At 54.8% G+C, this 17,929-nt stretch carries 17 protein-coding genes and 2 pseudogenes; 11 read left to right on the top strand and 8 right to left on the bottom strand.

The window, feature by feature from the left end:
* The first annotated feature begins 71 nt into the window (after nt 1–71).
* The 7 genes from ACR1XU_RS22455 to ACR1XU_RS22425 all read left to right on the top strand — a co-directional run bounded on the left by ACR1XU_RS22455 (nt 72) and on the right by ACR1XU_RS22425 (nt 4,933).
* Nucleotides 72–626, top strand: a complete 555-nt coding sequence (locus tag ACR1XU_RS22455; RefSeq protein ID WP_480908965.1) for a helix-turn-helix domain-containing protein — start codon at nt 72–74, stop codon at nt 624–626.
* Entirely contained in the window at nt 623–1,141 is a 519-nt protein-coding gene (locus tag ACR1XU_RS22450) for an N-acetyltransferase family protein (RefSeq protein WP_480908964.1), read from the top strand. The genes ACR1XU_RS22455 and ACR1XU_RS22450 overlap by 4 nt, the downstream gene beginning before the upstream one ends.
* 250 nt (nt 1,142–1,391) lie before the next feature.
* Complete coding sequence (locus ACR1XU_RS22445; protein ID WP_480908963.1) at nt 1,392–2,579, top strand: tyrosine-type recombinase/integrase; 1,188 nt, start codon at nt 1,392–1,394, stop codon at nt 2,577–2,579.
* Entirely contained in the window at nt 2,576–3,223 is a 648-nt protein-coding gene (locus ACR1XU_RS22440; protein ID WP_170808330.1) for a hypothetical protein, read from the top strand. Before ACR1XU_RS22445 ends, ACR1XU_RS22440 begins: the two co-directional genes overlap by 4 nt.
* Nucleotides 3,224–3,325: 102 nt before the next feature.
* Nucleotides 3,326–3,535: a helix-turn-helix transcriptional regulator gene (locus ACR1XU_RS22435; protein ID WP_480908962.1), complete on the top strand. Its 210-nt coding sequence runs from the start codon at nt 3,326–3,328 to the stop codon at nt 3,533–3,535.
* Between the two features lie 113 nt (nt 3,536–3,648).
* Nucleotides 3,649–4,380: a hypothetical protein gene (locus ACR1XU_RS22430; RefSeq protein WP_480908961.1), complete on the top strand. Its 732-nt coding sequence runs from the start codon at nt 3,649–3,651 to the stop codon at nt 4,378–4,380.
* 178 nt (nt 4,381–4,558) lie between these two features.
* Entirely contained in the window at nt 4,559–4,933 is a 375-nt protein-coding gene (locus ACR1XU_RS22425) for an HGGxSTG domain-containing protein (RefSeq protein WP_480813500.1), read from the top strand.
* A gap of 236 nt (nt 4,934–5,169) precedes the next feature.
* On the opposite strand, the gene ACR1XU_RS22420 is transcribed toward ACR1XU_RS22425, so the two are convergent.
* From ACR1XU_RS22420 to ACR1XU_RS22385, 8 genes are all read right to left on the bottom strand, one after another.
* Nucleotides 5,170–6,687 carry an aldehyde dehydrogenase family protein gene (locus ACR1XU_RS22420; protein ID WP_170808333.1) on the bottom strand — a complete coding sequence of 506 codons (1,518 nt, stop codon included), beginning with the start codon at nt 6,685–6,687 and terminating at the stop codon, nt 5,170–5,172.
* A 34-nt stretch (nt 6,688–6,721) separates the two neighbouring features.
* A complete protein-coding gene (locus ACR1XU_RS22415; RefSeq protein ID WP_480813486.1) occupies nt 6,722–7,066 on the bottom strand; it encodes a cupin domain-containing protein in 345 nt (114 codons plus the stop codon).
* Complete coding sequence (locus tag ACR1XU_RS22410) at nt 7,063–7,428, bottom strand: cupin domain-containing protein (RefSeq protein WP_170808334.1); 366 nt, start codon at nt 7,426–7,428, stop codon at nt 7,063–7,065. The genes ACR1XU_RS22415 and ACR1XU_RS22410 overlap by 4 nt, the downstream gene beginning before the upstream one ends.
* Nucleotides 7,425–8,711 (bottom strand): nucleotide disphospho-sugar-binding domain-containing protein, encoded by a 1,287-nt coding sequence (locus ACR1XU_RS22405; RefSeq protein WP_480813485.1) that lies wholly within the window; start codon nt 8,709–8,711, stop codon nt 7,425–7,427. Before ACR1XU_RS22405 ends, ACR1XU_RS22410 begins: the two co-directional genes overlap by 4 nt.
* 24 nt (nt 8,712–8,735) lie before the next feature.
* The gene (locus ACR1XU_RS22400; protein WP_480813484.1) at nt 8,736–9,749 is read right to left on the bottom strand and encodes an ABC transporter ATP-binding protein; all 1,014 of its coding nucleotides are present in this window, start codon (nt 9,747–9,749) and stop codon (nt 8,736–8,738) included.
* A 44-nt stretch (nt 9,750–9,793) separates the two neighbouring features.
* Nucleotides 9,794–10,576 carry an ABC transporter permease gene (locus ACR1XU_RS22395; protein WP_170808337.1) on the bottom strand — a complete coding sequence of 261 codons (783 nt, stop codon included), beginning with the start codon at nt 10,574–10,576 and terminating at the stop codon, nt 9,794–9,796.
* Nucleotides 10,576–11,430, bottom strand: coding sequence for an ABC transporter permease (locus ACR1XU_RS22390; RefSeq protein WP_480813483.1), 855 nt, complete (start codon nt 11,428–11,430; stop codon nt 10,576–10,578). Before ACR1XU_RS22390 ends, ACR1XU_RS22395 begins: the two co-directional genes overlap by 1 nt.
* Nucleotides 11,431–11,508: 78 nt before the next feature.
* On the bottom strand, nt 11,509–12,579 hold the full coding sequence (locus tag ACR1XU_RS22385) for a polyamine ABC transporter substrate-binding protein (protein ID WP_170808339.1): 1,071 nt from the start codon (nt 12,577–12,579) through the stop codon (nt 11,509–11,511).
* Between ACR1XU_RS22385 and ACR1XU_RS22380 the strand changes: the two genes are divergently transcribed.
* The 4 genes and pseudogenes from ACR1XU_RS22380 to istB all read left to right on the top strand — a co-directional run.
* Nucleotides 12,563–13,681 (top strand): GntR family transcriptional regulator, encoded by a 1,119-nt coding sequence (locus ACR1XU_RS22380; RefSeq protein WP_480908960.1) that lies wholly within the window; start codon nt 12,563–12,565, stop codon nt 13,679–13,681. The genes ACR1XU_RS22385 and ACR1XU_RS22380 overlap by 17 nt on opposite strands.
* A gap of 7 nt (nt 13,682–13,688) precedes the next feature.
* Entirely contained in the window at nt 13,689–14,978 is a 1,290-nt protein-coding gene (locus ACR1XU_RS22375) for a nucleotide disphospho-sugar-binding domain-containing protein (RefSeq protein ID WP_480915705.1), read from the top strand.
* Between the two features lie 470 nt (nt 14,979–15,448).
* Nucleotides 15,449–16,936, top strand: a pseudogene (istA, locus tag ACR1XU_RS22370) (IS21 family transposase).
* Nucleotides 16,933–17,679: pseudogene (istB, locus tag ACR1XU_RS22365) on the top strand (IS21-like element helper ATPase IstB); the annotation flags it as partial. The pseudogenes istA and istB, both read left to right, overlap by 4 nt.
* Nucleotides 17,680–17,929: the final 250 nt, after the last annotated feature.

Below are 17,929 nucleotides of genomic sequence, written 5' to 3'. Positions count from 1 at the left end.
CTTTTTCTGTTGATTAAGGCTAAAAATCTGCCAATATTCCCAAATAAGGGAAAACTTCTCGATTCTGAAAAATGCTGGACAATATCTCGAACCGACTTGCAAGCCAGCTGAGTGAACTGCGCAAAAGACAGGGCTGGTCCCTGGACCAGCTGGCCAGCCGCAGCGGACTTAGCCGGGCGACCCTGTCCCGCCTTGAAAAAGGCGATGTCAGCCCAACGGCGGAAAGCCTCGGGCGTTTGTGCGCAGCCTACCGGTTGCCCATGTCCCGGCTTTTAATGATGGTCGAAGACAGTTTCGACCCCAAAATTCCGTTCGAACGACAGGCCGAATGGCGCGATCCGGAAACCGGTTTCACACGGCGCTCGGTTTCACCGCCCGCACCCGGGCTTAGCGGTGAAGTTCTGGAATGTCACTTGCCGCGGAACACCGTGATTTCCTATGACGCACCCCCCAAACCGGGGCAAGAACACCATTTGGTCGTATTGGACGGCGGCCTTTCCCTGACGCTGGATGAAACAACACATGAACTGGCGGGAGGAGATTGCCTACGGTATCACCTGTCTGGCCCGACCCGGTTTGAAACAGGCGCACTGAAAGGCGCGCGTTATATTCTGGTGTTGCTGTGATACAGCGGCTTGACGAAAACAGCTTTGAAGCCGCCCTGCTCGATCTCAGCGAGATTCTCCACGCCTGCGTTCATGCAGGGGCCAGTATTGGCTTCATTCTCCCTTTTTCCCACGAGGATGCCCGGGCGTATTGGCTGGACAGGGTAATGCCGGACTTACAGGCCGGTCTTTTGGATCTGTTTGTGTTTCTGGACCGGGGCCGCGTTTTGGGAACGGTCCAGCTTGTCCCCGCAGCGATGCCAAACCAACCGCATCGCGCGGATGTTGCCAAGTTACTCGTTCACCCTGATGCAAGAAGGCGCGGTCTTGGGCGAAAACTGATGGCGGCGCTTGAGGGGCGTGCGATCGAACGCGGCAGATCCGTATTGGTTCTGGATACGCGCAGCACAGACCCTTCCAGAATCTTGTACCAAAGCATTGGATTCCGGAGCGCCGGGGAAATCCCAAATTACTGCCGCAACCCCTTTGAAGACCGCTTGGAACCCACAACGTTCATGTTCAAATTGCTGGAGTAAGAACGGCGCATGAGAGTTGTCGAACCCACAGTTCAATGTTTTGCTTATCATTAGTGAGTTTAGAAGATCTTGTGGTGCGGGTGGAGGGCATTGAAACCCTATATGTGGATGTCTCAAAAAGTCTCAGATAGATATTAACTATATGAAAAGGTTCAACTTAATTACCTCATCCAGCCTCAATTGATCTCGACTAACGGCAACACATACCATACCTAGGGGTGGACCAATAGGTGGACTGGTAGAGAGATATATGGCGAAAAACAAATTGAGCGCGTGCGGCGTTCTTGCATTAGAGAGCGGGAAGCACTGCGATGGCGCTGGGCTCTGGCTTGTGAAGGCAGATTCCAAAAGCGGTAAGTGGGTTCTTCGACTGACGGTTTTCGGTAAGCGACGGGAAATGGGTCTCGGGCGGTGGCCGGATGTTGGCTTGGCGGAAGCCCGGGAAACAGCCGATGCAGCACGACGCGAATTGCGAGAGGGCCGAGACCCGATTAGAGAGCGGCAAAAGCGGCGTGTGGAAGCCCAGCGCAATTTGTATCTGTTTAGAGACATCGCTCGGGATGCGTTTGAAGCGCGGAAGTCTGAGTTGCGGGGTGGCGGAAAGGCGGGGCGTTGGTTTAGTCCGCTGGAGTTACACGTCATACCCAAACTTGGCCATGTGCCAGTTGCGGAAATTACTCAGATCGATCTGCGGGATTGCCTTGCGCCTATCTGGCATGAGAAAGCCGAGACTGCTCGGAAGGCGTTGACACGGACATCTATTTGCCTGGAGCATGCAGCCGCGCTGGGCATTGATGTTGATTTGCAGGCACCCAAGAAGGCGCGTGCATTGCTTGGCAAACCGCGTAAGGCTACCACCAACATTCCGTCGCTTGCCTGGAGTGAAGTGCCCGAGTTCTACAAAAGCTTGGACGAAGGTACAGTCACCCATCTTGCTCTGAAACTTCTAATTTTGACCGGAGTACGGTCACGGCCAATACGGTATTTGAGGGAAGAGCAGATTGACAGTGATATCTGGACTATTCCGGCGGAACAGATGAAAGGGCGCGAGGGCGCTACCGCTGAGTTCCGTGTTCCGCTTTCGAATGAAGCGCTTCATGTTCTTGGAGACGCGCGGCGACATGCTCGCGATGGCTATCTGTTTCCGAGTATTCGAAAAGGGGTGATCTCGGACGCCACGATGTCGAGATTGATGGAGCGTCGTGGCATGAGCGCCCGTCCGCATGGATTTCGTTCAAGTCTCCGCGTGTGGTTGGCGGAGGCAACCGATGCGCGTCACGAAGTTGCAGAAACCATGCTTGGTCATGTTGTGGGCAGCTCTGTCGAACGCGCCTATCGTCGAACCGACTTTCTCGACCAACGTCGTGTGCTGCTGGAGCGCTGGGCGTCCCACCTCACCGACAATACAGATACAATCATAAAATTGGCCACAGCATGAATCAGGATCGTCGTTATCTTCCCTTGTACAACGAAGAGGGAAAATGGATCTCTCGACCAGACCTCTATGTATTAATCAGAATGTCCGTGACAGACTCTCAAGGAGAAAGCGTGGTTTCAAAGGCTTATCGATACGTGTCTGAAATTTCGGACAATACCACAAACGAATTGGACGATTTGGATGCCGCGATACAAAGTAAATTCATCAGAGCGAAATGGAATGAGCGAGAATTCTCGGCCATGGTTGTCACCGAGCTTTTACGCCTTGATCAGAGTGGGATAAAACCAACTGTGGGAAAGGCGTTACGGCTCGTCACACGCTACTCGCTTGGAGAAAAGCTTAGGGAGGCAGGCTCAGTCTCCGACCAAGCCGAAAGAGCTTTCCGGAAGTGGCGAAATACCTGCCATCTGGAAACCGCATTTCGAATGCATGATTCAAAGCAGATCATATTTGAAAACGATGTGGGGAAATTCGACGACTTTCTTGCAGATGCCAAAGCTCTTGAGCGGTTCATGGACGAGGTTTCTGCTCACGGCCATATTCAATGGAATCCTTGGCGAATACCGGACGACATTAAACCGGGCGCTAAGCCAATCATGGAACCGTTGAGTTCGGAGGAGCGAGAACTCGTTGTCGGCGTTTGACAGCATGACTTGGGGGGGGGAGAAATTTTTTCTCCCCTCCCAATACCATTTTAGATCGCCTCTAGATGACTCAACGCTCATCAAAACAAGGCATCTAGTCACATGAACGCTGAAGCCAACTCAATTCAAACTGAAATCGCTCCTTTGCTAAAGGTGGCGGAAGCCGCAGAGCTGCTTGCGATCAGCGTGCCGAGCTTCTGGCGCCGTATCGCGGATGGGTCGGTCCCCAAGCCAATCAAGCTTGGTGGATCTTCTCGGTGGCCTCGCTCTGAAATCCTTGCCGTCATCGCTGAAGCTAAAGCCAAGCGGTAACAGACACTTGCCAGCGGCTGTATGTCTTCAACCGCTTTTTTCTATCTACTGACCGGTATCCTCACGGTGGACGCTCTTGAGCACTCGGTCAGCCGATCTTGTATGGAGTCTCCATGGCTGGACAGATGGTTTTTGCCCAACTTTCAATTCAAGACATGCGCCGAACAATACAAGATTTGACGCTTGAAGAGCGCGGATTGCTATTCTCGTTTCTTGTCGAGAATTGTGAAGCGCAGGGCTCATTGGAGCATGACGAGGAGAGACTTGCTTATCGTGTCGGCCTTGGCAAATCTAAAAAGTCGCTGGCGCGTCTGCTGTCGTCGCTCATCAAGACTGGAAAAGTGAAAGCGACCGATGAAGGAATAATGGTCGCTCTCGCGGAAAACGCGATCAATCATTTCCAAGCGAAATCCGAAAATGGCAAGTTCGCAAACTCCTGCCGAAACGACAGAGCAAAACTGAAAGCAATCTTGGAGCAAGCAAACGATGTGCATTGTGATCTGTCTAATCAGGCTACGAGCGCGCTCAGCGTGGCGGATTTGCTGAGTCACGCTGAAAAAAATGAACTCACCTTGGAATTTGATCGTCTGATCGCAGCGCTCAGAAATCTCGTACAGAGCAAGGGCGCGTATACACTCGCTGATGCACTTGATAGCGACGCGGCAAAACGCTCGGTGGAACGGTGGTGTGCGCTCGAACTCAGCTCTGAGCAAATCGTTTCAAACGTAAACGACGTGATAGCCAGAAAAGGCGATGGAGCGATAATGTCTTGGCAGTATTTTGACCGAGTGTTCCTGAACTTGGCTGAACGAAAAGCTACTGTGCACGGAATTGCCGGTCGATAGTCAATACAGGCTTAGGCAACGACGAGTGCAACTGACCTATTCCTTTCTGCCAACAGGCCCCTAGGCAACTCGTCCAATTTGATGCCGCCTACCTTTATGGAGGTTTTAAAAGTCCATGGGGTCTTAGGCCGATGCTTAGAATTGCTTACATTTGGAGGTGTTTTTGAGTTTGAACCTAATGCTTCGCGAGGTGTTGCTGTCACTCCAGGAAGAGTTCGCTACGAATGAGACACCGAGCTGTCAAATTTGCCCCTTTCGAACAGTTACTGGGCGCGGCAGAGAAAAAACGTGCTCCGAATGTACTGGTGACCAGTGTCAGGATCTTCAGCACATTGGCTTGGACAATGAGGGGCAACCGCTTCCAACACATCTGCGAGTTCGCTGTGGCGCGAAGACACGCCAGGGTTCAAACTGTCAGCTTCCGGTTGTTCCAGGAAAACGGCGATGTCGCTACCACGGAGGCTTGTCTACCGGTCCGAAGTCCATCGAAGGTCGAGCGCGGATCGCTGAAGCGCAGCGTAAAAGATGGGAGAAACAGAAAACCGAATCTTGACCAACTGTAAAAACTTAAGGTGCAGTGGTCGCAATGTGATCTGACAGTTGGCCGTTTTTTCGACAATTTCCGTCAACGGTAGCTAAGTTTTCGCAAGATATCCCACACCAGAGTTTCCACACTGTCTCAGCTCGAACCAGGTATTCACAACCAAACTTTGCAATTACCGCTATGCGGGACAATCCTGCCGTTAGCTCTTCTTCAGTTGCAGAGTCGATCAGGTCGCACCGACCATCCTAGCCGCTGTGCTTTCTCCCGCCCTGTACGTCATCTGAATAGAACCAGTCGTCGGGATATGGATACCACCAGTCCGCCTCCTTCGCCTTCGGATCAATCACGACCATCTTGGGCCGTCTGAAAGCCTCGAGGCCTTGAAGGCCTAGCGTGCGCCCAAGCCCAGAATTCTTGACGCCGCCAAAAGGCAAGGCATCGTTGTCCACGAGCGGGTTGTTGACCCAGACCATCCCCACCTGTAGCTTGTTCACCCCTTGAAATGCCTCGTCCAAGTCGCCGGTAAACAGGCATCCGCCAAGACCGAATTGTGACGCGTTTGCCAGTTCAAGCGCTTGGTCAAAGTCACTCACCCGAATGACCGAGGCGACTGGCCCAAAGACCTCTTCCTGAGCTAGCGCCATGTCCGTCGTAACGCCGGTCAGGATCGTTGGTTCGAAAAACCAACCCGGCCCGGCGTGATCCGGGGTACCGCCTCCTACCTCAACCACCGCGCCTTTCTCAGTTGCATCACGCACCAACCGCTCGACCTTGTCGCGTGCCTCCTTGGAGGCCAAAGGTCCGATTTCCGCCACCCCCATTCCGTCGCCGATGCGCAGTTTCCGGGTTCGGGTCACGAATTCATCGACAAAATCGTCGTACACGTCATCCACTACAAAAATCCGTTCAGACGATGTGCAAACCTGGCCCGACTGCAAAAACGCAGCGGTAACCGCCCCGGCAGCAGCGACCGCGATGTCGGCGTGTTTACTGACGATCAGTGGATCGCTTCCCCCAGCCTCGATCACTGCGGGTTTTAGGTTCTCTGCTGCGGCCACTGCGACTGCACGACCTGTCGGCACGGACCCTGTAAAAGCGACCACATGGGTTTTGGGGCTGGCAATCAGCTGTTTGCCCACGTCTGCACCACCCGGCAGGCAAGCAATCAGGTCTTGGGGTAAGGCCCGAAAAAACTCCATGAACGCCATCGTGCACAAAGTTCCTGCGGGTGAGGCTTTCAACACTACACCGTTACCTGCCGCAAGTGATGCTGCCATCGACCAGCAGCCAAGAATGAGGGGAAAATTGTACGGAACCACATGCACGGACACGCCGTAGGGCTCGTATGTCTGATACTGAAATGATCCAGTTTGCATAGTGCCGGCGATCTTGCCCGCGTCATTGCGCGCCATCTCGGCATAATAGCGGAAAACCGGCGGGATGTTCGCAATCTCGCCAATCGATTCAGGGTAAGGTTTGCCCGTTTCCAATGTCATCAAGCGGGCGATCTCAGTCATGTCGCCGCTTTCGATGTCGTTGGCGATCTGGTGCAATAACCGCGCGCGAGATTTGCAGTCCATCGCAGACCACCTCCTTTGCGCCGCATTGACCCGGTCCAGGACCTGGTTCACGATCTGCGGCGACGGCTCACCAAAAACCCCGACGGGCTGCAAGGTAGACGGGTTGACCAGAGTGGTCCCACCACCCTCCAATGGCACATGCTTGGGGTTGAGGTAGTAGGTAGATTTGAACGGGTCACGCATTGGGCAGCCCCCTTGTCTGACAGGCATTGCGCCGTTAGCGGATCATGTACACTTTCTTGACCGTCTCGTGGACAGTGCAAACGCCTTTCCAGTCCTGCGGAAAAAAGGCCGCCGTATCGGGCGTAATCTCAATTACCTCGCCGCTTTCATGGACATAGGTACAGCGGCCTTCCAGAAAGTGGCAGAACTCGTCCTTGGTGACGTGACATTCCCACTTACCGGGAGTGCAGACCCAAAGGCCGCATTCGGACTGGCCGTCAGGCCCCTTGTGGATCAGCTTTCCCGAGGTGCGGGATTGCCCTTCAATCATCGTCGGGATTACCCCCCAATCGACAAGATCAGTCTGCTGGAGCGGGTTTTGCATACGTGCCGTGGTCATGTTTCAGGTTCGCGATCCGTTAGGTAGTAGGTGTTGCGCAATGTTTCCTCGACCGTGCATTCCCCTACCCAACCGGCGAAGAATAGAACGGCCGTTCCGGGCGTAACTTCGATGCTTTCGCCTGCATCCGACCGATAGACCGCGCGGCCCTGCACAAAATAGCAGAACTCGTCACGCGGTATCGTTAGGCGCCAGCGGCCTGGAGTACAGACCCACGCGCCGATCTCCGGCCGGTTGTCAGGACCCTTGTGAACCAGCATACCCGATGAATGCGACTGGCCTTCAATCATGTCCGGCTGTAGCCCCCAGTCCGTGAGGTCGGTGCGGGTCGAGATTTCCGAAAGATGCGGGGCGCTGCTCATTCCGCGGCTTTCAGGATTTCGTCGAGAATGCCAGCTGCCTTGGTCGGGCCATGCCGTGACTGCATATGAGCAGAGGTTGCCGCCATCTTCGCCTGCATTCCTGGATCGTTGATACATTTGTCAAGGGCAATAGCCAATTCATCATCGGTCCAGTCGTATCGGTGAAACCCGAACCCGTGGCCGGTTTCCTGAACACGGGTGGCGTTATCGTGGCCGTCCCAGACATAGGGCATAATGATTGCTGCTTTGCCGAAATATAGGCACTCTGTGAACGAGTTGTTACCGCCATGATGTATCACCGCGTCAACCTGCGGAATTACCGAAGGCTGGGGATACCAGCTCTGTATGTGCACGTTGTCGGGAATGTCTGTGTATTCGTCAATGTAATCCCCGACATTTACGAGCGCCCGGTAGGGCAACCTGGAAATGGTCGAAATGATCCTCTTTAGCAGGTCGGTGTCGCCTGCGCCAAGCGACCCGAAAGATACATAGAGAAGTGGTTTGTCATTGTTGGACTTAAACGTTGGCACCTCAAAGGGTTCTTCTTCGCGCACGCAACCTTCAAGATACTGAAACCGGTTTGGGTCCAGTGGGTTCTGCCGTTCGTACTTTGCCGGCTCAGGATAAAGCAGAAGGTTCATTGTGGGCGACGCTTCGAAAAACTCTCCAATCGGATAGGCCTCTTCGTTGCATCTGGCCAGGAACGCATTGTAGTCGTCGTGGATCGGCTTGATCACCTCGTGGAACTTAGCCTCATAGGCCGCCATGCCCTCGCGGTCATCCACCCGGCAGCCTGATAAGTGCGGCGGCACAATCGGGTCAGGGATTTCGTTTTCGGAACATGAGATGATCCGCACCCACGGTACCCCGAACTGCTTAATGGCTGGGAACATAATGACATTATCCACGCAGATCATATCTGGTTTGATTTTTGCCAGTACCTCGGGCAGATCTTTTTGCGCCCATTTTGCGCTGTCGACGATCGCCTCCCAGCAATCCTTGACGTAGTTATCGATCTGGTCAATCGGGCTTTTGCGAAAATTTGGGATGTGACCGTTGATGAAATCTTCCCAGAACTTTGCCATCGCCTCGGGTTCCATCGGCTCGGACAGGGCTACTGGATGTGCTTCAAACCCATAACCTTCGTATACCTCGACAAAGCCTGGATCGCTTAGAAATACTGCCTTGTGGCCCAATTTTTCGCAGGCCTGCGCGATACCAACCGAATTCAGCGCAGGGCCAAAGGCAGCTTCGGGGAAGAAGGCGATGGTTTTCTGTGACATTGTAGTTCTCCGGTTAGATTTGGCTTAGCAGTTGGGAAGGATGCGGGAATGTTTTGCATCCCATACACAGTGGACATCTTGACCCGGCTGAATATTTTCACGGTCGGCTTGGCTGGCGGGAACACGGGCGGAAAGGGTGCTCCTCCCGCCGCGAACGCGCACATTCACACCCAGGTCTGACCCGTGATAGGCGACTTCTTCGACAGTGCCGGGAAGGCAGTTGCGCCCATCTTGAGGGGCGGTCTGCATCAGGCTGACCCGTTCCGGGCGCACAGCAATCGTGGCAGCACCGCGTAGCTCGGAAACGCCCCTCAGCACCCCCGCCCCGTCGACATCGACACCGCCGTCGACGGCGTTACCATCCAGAAAGTTCATCACGCCGATAAAATCTGCGACAAAGCGCGATCCGGGGTGTTCGTAGAGCTCGTGAGGAGTACCGACCTGCGCCAGCTTGCCATCATGCAAGACCGCGATCCGGTCGGCCATGACTAGAGCTTCTTCCTGGTCATGAGTCACAATCAGAAATGTAATTCCCACCTCGTGCTGCAACCGTTTGAGTTCCAACTGCATCTCTTCTCGCAGCTTCTTGTCCAGAGCCGAAAGGGGCTCATCTAACAGCAGGACCTTTGGCCTTTTGACCAGCGCGCGCGCCAAAGCGACCCGCTGTCGCTGCCCACCGGAAAGCTGATCCGGCTTGCGTCCAGCAAAGCCTGAAAGCTTCGCGCTTTCCAGAACCTCGGCCACCCGCATGGCGATTTCTTCCTTGGGCAATCTCTCCATCTCTAACCCATAGGCGATGTTTTTTTCGACGCTCATGTGCGGAAACAAGGCATATGACTGGAACATCAGGTTCAGGGGCCGCCTGCTGGGGCGTATGTTTGTCACGTCCTGCCCGGCAACTATTACCTGTCCTTCCTGTGGTGTTTCGAACCCCGCCAGCGTCCGCAACAATGTGGTCTTGCCGCAACCCGATGGGCCCAGAAGTGCAAAGAACTCGTTATCGCGAATATTCAGTGAAACGTTGTCGATCGCAGTCACCAAACCGTATCGCTTGGTTATATTCCTGAGTTGAATCCCTTGGTTCATCGGCTGAAAACCTCTTTATCGGCACGCTGCGCGAAGAAGACCAGCGTGAACGAAACGAACATGACGATGGTAGCCATCGCGTTGATTTCCGGCGTAACGCCAAATCGGATCATTGCGTAAATCTGCATCGGCAACGTGGTCGAGGATTGCCCAGCACCTGCGGTGAAGAAGGCAATAATGAATTCGTCCACAGACAGGGTAAAAGACAACAGCGCCCCGGCGATAACCCCCGGCGCGATGGCGGGCAACAGAATGCGGCGAAAGGTGGTGAATTCGCTGGCCCCAAGGTCGGCACTGGCCTCAAGTATCGAATGGTCGAAATTGCGCATCCGCGTTCGCACCACGGCGACAACAAAGGCTATGTTAAATACGACATGGCTGAGGATGATCGAATGAAGCCCCAGCGTCATGTTGAGTAGGGTGAAAAAGGACAAGAGCGCGATGGCCAGAACTATGTCGGGGATGATCATCGGTGCGAACAGAACCGCGTCTAGAACTGAAGAATTACGCCGTGTCTCGACACCGACCGCCAAAAGCGTGCCGATTATTGTCGCCAGAACGGTCGAGATTGAGGCCACGATTAGCGTGTTGCGCGCTGCCGACAGTATTGGATCCGCGGTAAACAACTTGCCGTACCATTCCAACGAAAACCCGGTCCATACAGTTGGAAGTCCGGCCCGGTTAAAGCTTAGCGCCATGAGCACAAGGATCGGCACATAGAGAAAGGTGTAAAACAAAACCAGGTGCAGCTTTAGGCCCATGTTAGATCGGCCCCGCATCAGTCCTGCCCTCTCTGTCCCGCTGCGCGATTGGCCAATACCGCCTGTGCGAACAAAAGCCCCATCATAATCGCAATCAGGAACATCGACAGCGTTGCTCCGAACGGCCAGTCGCGGGCGCTCAGGAACTGGTCATAGATCAGGTTTCCAACCATCTGAAGTCGCCCGCCACCAAGCAAATCGGGCGTTATGAAATTGCCGATCGACAGCACAAAAACAAAGACACCACCAGCCGCGATGCCGGGAACGGTCTGTGGCAGTATCACCCGGTAGAAAGTGGCCCAAGCGGGCGCTCCAAGATCTTCCGAGGCTTCTATGGTTTCGACATTTATGCGGTTCAGCGATGAATAGATCGCCAAAACCACAAAGGGGGTGTAGTTGTACACAAGCCCCACGATCACTGCGAAATTGTTATAAAGCAGAGACAGCGGTTCATCGATCAAGCCTGCCCCCTTGAGAGTATTATTGATTAAGCCCTCGCGGTTCAGCATCACGATCCAGGCGTAAGTGCGGATTAAGTAGTTGGACCAGAACGGCAGGATCACCAAGATCAGCAAACCGGTCTGCCAACGGCGCGGCGCCAGCGTGATGGCATAGGCCGCCGGATAGGCGATAAGGATCGCGATTATGGTGGCCAGAAATGCAATCTTGGCCGAGCGTAAGAAGATCCCGAGGTAAAGAGGATCGGCGGCTCGCACAAAATTTTCAATCGTAAAGACGTGGTCGATGCCGCCATAGATACCGCGTTCAAAGAACGCATAGGTAAAAATAAGACCACACGGCACCACCATAAGAAGCGCAAGCCAGCCAAGGCCCGGCCCCAGCAAGATCACCGATTTAAGTCGATTGGTCATATACTTGGCAATCTGTGGAGTGATGTCGTATCGGCCCGACCCTTTGTTCGGGTCGGGTTTTGCTCAGGATTTGATCACTTACTGTGCGGCCATGATTTCGGTCACGGTCCGTGCAAAGGGTTTCTGGCCATTGCCGAGATCGCGCAACTGCTCGTACTTGGTAAGGTCTGCAGGCGACATCCCCATGTTCGGGAAGGTTTCGATCAAGGACGGGTCCAGCGCCTCCATCGCAGCCTTGTTTGGCGTTTTGTAAAGGATATTGCTGGCAACCCAGACACCGACGTCCGCGCCCAAGACATAGTTCACAAAGGCATGCGCGGCGTCTTTGTTTTCAGATGCATCCGTGATGACTAGCGCATCTACCCACAGATCCGATCCTTCTGATGGTATCGTGTACTTGATGTCCGCGTTTTCACCGATGCCGTAGTTACACCAGCCATCCCAGGCGTGAACCATCGTTGCTTCGCCCGATACCAACTTCAGATAAAAAGTTGCGTCGTCGTAGGCCAGTAGATCCTGCTTCGCCGCAACCAGCAGGTCCTTTGCAGCCGCCAACGTCTCATCCGACGTATCGTTCAGCGACTTTCCGAGAGCTAGCGCAGCGGCCCCCATCAGCCAGCGATCCGTCGAGAGCATTGTCACTTTGCCTTTAAGGTCGTCAGAGGGTTTGAGCAGATCGTTCCACGAAGTTGGCTCTGCCATCAGGTCTGACCGGTAGCATAAGCCCGTCGTGCCCCAAGCGTATGGCATTGAATAGTTGTTGCCCGGATCATGGGCTAGTTCTTTAGCATCGTCATACAGGTTGGAGGCATTCGGAACCTTGTCGTGGTCGATTGCGGCCACCAGCCCCAGGTTGTTTAACGCCTCGGCAAAAGGCGACGAGACGAAAAGAACGTCGTAGCCCTTGCCTCCACCGGCTACGACCTTGCCCATGATTTCTTCGTTGGTGCCATGCACCGAGAGCTCGGCCTCGATACCGGTTTCCTTTGTGAAATTCTCCAGCAGGTCCGGCGGCATGTAGCCGTCCCAGTTCGAGATCACGATTTTTTCTGCTTGGGCCGCTCCGGCGAATACGCTGAGTGCGCAGGCCGCCCCGGCGGTGAGCCAAGCAAATGGCAAACGGAACGAATTGGTGAACTTGTTGATCATGTCTTCCTCCCTTGACATCCGCGCTCGCTTCTGGGGCGAGATATTTGATGCAATCACGGTATTTTTTGATGAAATAAAACTCAACAATTATTTGAATCATTTTTGTATAGCCCAGCGAAGCCATTTAAGATACCGTTTTTATTGTATATTAATTAAGCACGACGAAAGCCGTCTTCTTATGCCACCAAGCAAACACTTGAAACTTGCTCAAAAAATACTGGATGTTGCGATGGATCTCGATTTGCATCAGGGCGACAGACTGGTGGAGAAAACCCTTGCTGATTCGTGCAGCGTCTCTCGCACTCCGGTTAGATCCGCATTGAGGCTGCTGGAAAAGGAGGGGATGGCACGCAAGGCGGCAGAAGGCGGGTTTGTCCTAGAATGCGAACCCGAAAAGGGGCATTCGATACTCAACCAACATGCGGTCGGAGCAGGTGTGGATCTCGCTGGTGCCATCCTACGAGATCGCGGCGCCCGACGCCTGGGCGGTGCCATCAATGTCACAGACCTGATCCGCAGATATTCGGTTTCCCGCAGCGCTGCACAGCGTGGGCTCGAAGCCCTCCTGGCCCAGGGTGTGATTCAGAAAGCCGAAGGTCAATCCTGGGTTTTCACGCGCATGCCGGGAGACCGCTCCGGACGAATAGAGAGCTACGAATTTCGTCTGATACTGGAACCTCAGGCCATTCTGTCCGACGGTTTCAAGTTGGACACCAAGCGCGCCGATCTGGTCCGCAGCCAGACCGAAGCGCTTCTGGCGCAGTCGGAAAACTCTTTCAATAGCCAGGATTTCCAAGACGCGGATCTTGCCTTTCACCAGCTCATCGCTCGATCGTCCGGAAACCAGTATCTAGCTTCTGCTCTCATGGCCCATCATGGGTTGCGCCACCTGCCAGGCGGATCATTCGGTATGATCGACTTTCGGATGCGGCAGGCGCTTGATGAACATCTGCGTATACTTGATTTCATCGAACAGGGTCATTTCGATCTTGCGGCGGATCAGATGAGGGTGCATTTGCGGCTTTCAATGCACCAAAGGCCCAGCGTAGCCAATCGTGGTGCTCCGGCGCTAGTCCAAACAACCCGCGGGTCAATCCGGTGAGTGAATGATGAGCCGCAAGGAAGCACCCATAATCGCGTTTTTCCCCGAAGCTAGTTTTGGGGCAGCACTGAATTGTGTGGGGATCGCTCAGGAACTTCGCGCAATGGGTGCACACCCCGTTTTCCTAACCCACGGTGGCTTTGGTGGCGTATTCGCAGATTACGGTTTTGACGAGCTCGCCGTCCCTGTTCAGTCAGAGTTGACAGAAGAGGAAACCCAGACCTACTGGCAGGAATTCCTGAGCCATCATCTGCCGCATTTTAACATGCATCCAACTGACCAACTGACCACCTATGTGGAGCCCGTTTGGAACGCAATCGTCGAGACAGCGGAATCGGTCGAACAGGGGTTGGAATCGGCGCTAGAGCGGGTCAACCCGGATGTCGTCGTCCTCGACAACGTCATCATGTTCCCTGCCATCGTACGATCCGAGCGCCCATGGGTCAGGGTCATTTCCTGCGCGGAAACCGAGTTGCCAGACAAGTGCCTACCGCCGTACCTGTCCGGTCTGCCGGCATCTGACGCTGCCGGGTGTGCGGCATTCCGAGACCAGTACCTGGAGACCCTTGGCCCAATTCATGCTCGCTACAACAATTTTCGCCAGGATAAGGGGCTTGAGCTATTGCCTGAAGGTGAGTTCCTAGAAATATCACCGCATCAAAACCTTCTTTTGGCGCCTTCTATCGTTCGCCATGATCGTGATCAGATGCTGGACCCTGGACGATTCACCTTTCTCGAAGGCTGCGTACGCAAGGAAGGTCCCTGCCGTGTACCTCAAATGCCCCGTAACGACGGGCCTCTGGTGTACGTGAGTTTTGGCAGTCTGGGTGCCATGGATATCACATTCTTTGAAAGCCTCTTCGACGTATTCAAGACAATGGACATGAGGTTTCTGGTCAATGTCGGGGCCCAGATCGATGCCTATTCCAGAGTGCCAGACAATGTTCACCTGCAGGAATGGTTCCCGCAGCCTTCCGTGGTTGAACAATGCGATCTGTTTATTCACCACGGCGGTAACAACAGCTTTTGCGAAGCACTGTATTTCGGGGCTCCGTCGCTTATCCTCCCCTATTGCTGGGACGGACATGACAACGCCCAGCGGGCAGTTGATACCAATGTCGGCCTCAGGCTAAACCGATGGGACTGGACACCGGATCAGTTGGAGAATGCGATTAACCAACTACTGGGGAACACAGAGATGAAGGCCCGGCTGACCGCGAACTCAGAGATCATGCAGTTCAGAAAGTCGGTTCAGTTAGCTGCTCAGAAAATCTTGGATTGTGTGGAACATAACTGAAACTGGTTTAGTCCCGTTGGTCATCCGTTTCGTCAAGAAGGATGGAAGGGTACATCGCAACGACCTCTAAATCACTGAACCTAAAGTGTCGGTTTGGGCTCGGAGCGGTTGTTCGTTGCGCAGCGCATCAATGACCGAGTTGCGGACGGAGCAACCATTGTCTGAAGTTCAGTAGCTTGCTGTGCCGGTAAAGAAGCCACAACCGCACAATAGTCCACAAAGAGGTCCAACTAACGCCAAATCTATGTGGTGACTGCACAATGCAGAGGTCAACTCTGCATTCTCCCTATTGGACTGGCCGGCGCGTTTGCGCCGGTCTTTTTCCTTTTCAGTCACGTGCCCCTATCGTGGTGAGAACGGCGGTGAGAAAGTCGACCACGGTAGCGGCGGGATGAGCCTGCTGCGGCGGCGTAAAAGTCGTCCATCTTTGCCCTTTCTTTTGACGGAGTGAGGGTGGGAGGATCTTCACCGTGGATATGTATCGCAAAGTTCGTTTGGCTTGTGCCGAGGGTATGAGCCAGCGAGAAGCGGCCCGGCATTTCGGGATATCTCGTGACAGCGTTCGCAAGGTCTTGGCGTCCTCGGTCCCGCCGGGATACCGGCGGTCAGCACCGATCCGGCGGCCCAAGCTGGATGGGTTCACCGGGATCATCGATTAATGGCTGTCGGAAGATCGGCAGCGACCGCGCAAACAGCGGCATACGGCCAAGCGGATCTTCGAACGACTTCGCGATGAGCATGGCTTCGAGGGTGGTTACACCATCATCAAGGACTATGTCCGGGAGCAGGGTCGGCGGCATCGCGAGTTGTTCGTACCGCTTAATCATGCACCGGGCCATGCTCAGACCAACTTCGGCGAAGCAGTGGTGATGATCGGTTGCATTGAGCAGAAGGCTCACTTCTTTGCCCTGGATCTGCCGCACAGCGATGCCTGTTACGTTCGAGCCTATCCAGCGGCAACGGCCGAGGCTTGGATGGACGGGCACGTCTATGCCTTTGCGTTCTTCGGTACGGTTCCGCAGTCGATCCTGTACGACAACGACCGGTGCCTTGTGGCGAAGATCGAGCCCGACGGAACTCGCAGACGCGCTCGGCTGTTCAGCGAGATGCTGTCCCACTACGTGATCCGGGACCGCTATGGGCGTCCTGGCAAGGGCAACGACAAGGGGTCCGTCGAGGGGCTGGTTGGCTATTCCCGGCGCAACTTCATGGTGCCGGTTCCGAGTTATCCGACTTGGGATGCCTTCAACAACTGGCTCGAAGAGCAGTGCCGCAAGCGCCAAAACGACAAGCTGCGCGGGCACAATCAGACGATTGGAGAGCGGCTTCAACGCGATCTGGAAATCATGGCGTCGCTTCCCGCCCGGTCCTTCGAAGCCTGTGACCAGGCATCGGGCCGGGTCAGTTCCCTGTCGCTGCTGCGCTATAAGACCAACGACTATTCCGTGCCGGTTGCCTACGGCCATCGCGATGTCTGGATCCGCGCCTATGTTGACCGGGTGGTCACCGGATGTGGTGGTGAGGTCATCGCGCGGCATGTTCGCAGCTACAACCGCGAGGACATGGTCTTCAATCCGGTTCTTTACCTGCCGCTGATTGAGAAGAAGATAAACGCTCTAGGACAGGCGGCTCCGCTGGCCGGATGGGAGCTTCCCAAGGCGTTTGATACTCTCCAGAAGCTAATGGAGGCACGCATGCTGAAAGCCGGACGGCGCGAATACGTGCAGGTCCTACGGCTTCTCGAAAGCTTCGAGATGGAGGAGGTTCATGCTGCCGTGAAGACGGCTCTCCGGATTGGAGCAATCAGTTTTGATGCAGTGAAGCATCTGGTGCTGTGTCGGGTGGAGCGGCGGCCGCCGAGGCTCGATCTGGATGTCTAACCGTTCCTGCCACCGGTCAAGGTGGCGACGACATCTCCGGCCAGCTACATGTGCCTGACAACAGGTGCCTCGACATGAAGGAGACGCCACAGATCCTGCTGAACCACCAACTCAAAAAGCTGAAGCTGCCGACCATCCTGCGGGATTACGACAAGCAGGCTCGGCTCTGCGCTGCCGAAGGGAGAGATCACGTCCAGTTCCTGGCCCGTCTGATCGAGCTCGAACTCATCGACCGGGAACGGCGCATGATCGAACGCCGGATCAAGGCCGCAAAATTCCCGGTGACCAAGAGCCTCGATAGCTTCGATTTTGCCGCGATCCCAAACCTCAACAAGATGCAGGTACTCGAACTCGCCCGTTGCGAATGGATCGACCGTTGCGAGAACGTCATTGCCCTCGGCCCCAGCGGCACCGGTAAAACCCACGTGGCGCTCGGCCTCGGCCTGGCCGCGTGCCAGAAAGGCCTGGCGGTTCGCTTCACAACCGCTGCCGCAATCGTCCACGAGTTGATGGAAGCACGAGACGAGCGCCAGCTCCTGCGCCTTCAAAAGCAACTCGTGAAACAGAAGCTGCTGATCATCGACGAACTGGGCTTCGTGCCCCTCAGCAAAACCGGCGCTGAGTTGCTGTTCGAACTGATCTCCCAGAGGTACGAACGCGGCTCCATCCTGATCACCTCGAACCTGTCCTTCTATGAATGGACGGAAACATTCGGATCAGAGCGCCTGACACGCGCTTTGCTCGACCGGCTGACACACCATGTCAGCATTCTGGAGATGAACGGAGAAAGCTATCGCCTGGCACAGAGCAGGGCTCGGCAGAATTCCAAAAACACAAAAAAGATTGGTCCTGGCGGACCAAGACGCCTTGGCAATCTCCAGCTTTATGGGAGCGCGTTTGCCAAGGCGCCGGTCACCCAATCAGTGGACGGCATTTGCTCCGCCCTATGGCCGGTTTTTACGCCGCCGTTGACAAGCCGATTGTCAGAGCAATCGGCAAAGCCTTTGAAAACACCAGATCAGCGCAATTAGTGTAATGACTGCTTTCGGGACTAGGTTGCAAGTCGAGCTT

This window comes from Ruegeria sp. D1(2025) (assembly GCF_056536425.1).
Note: the sequence above shows the minus strand (reverse complement) of the source record. Positions and strands in the feature narration are given on the sequence as shown.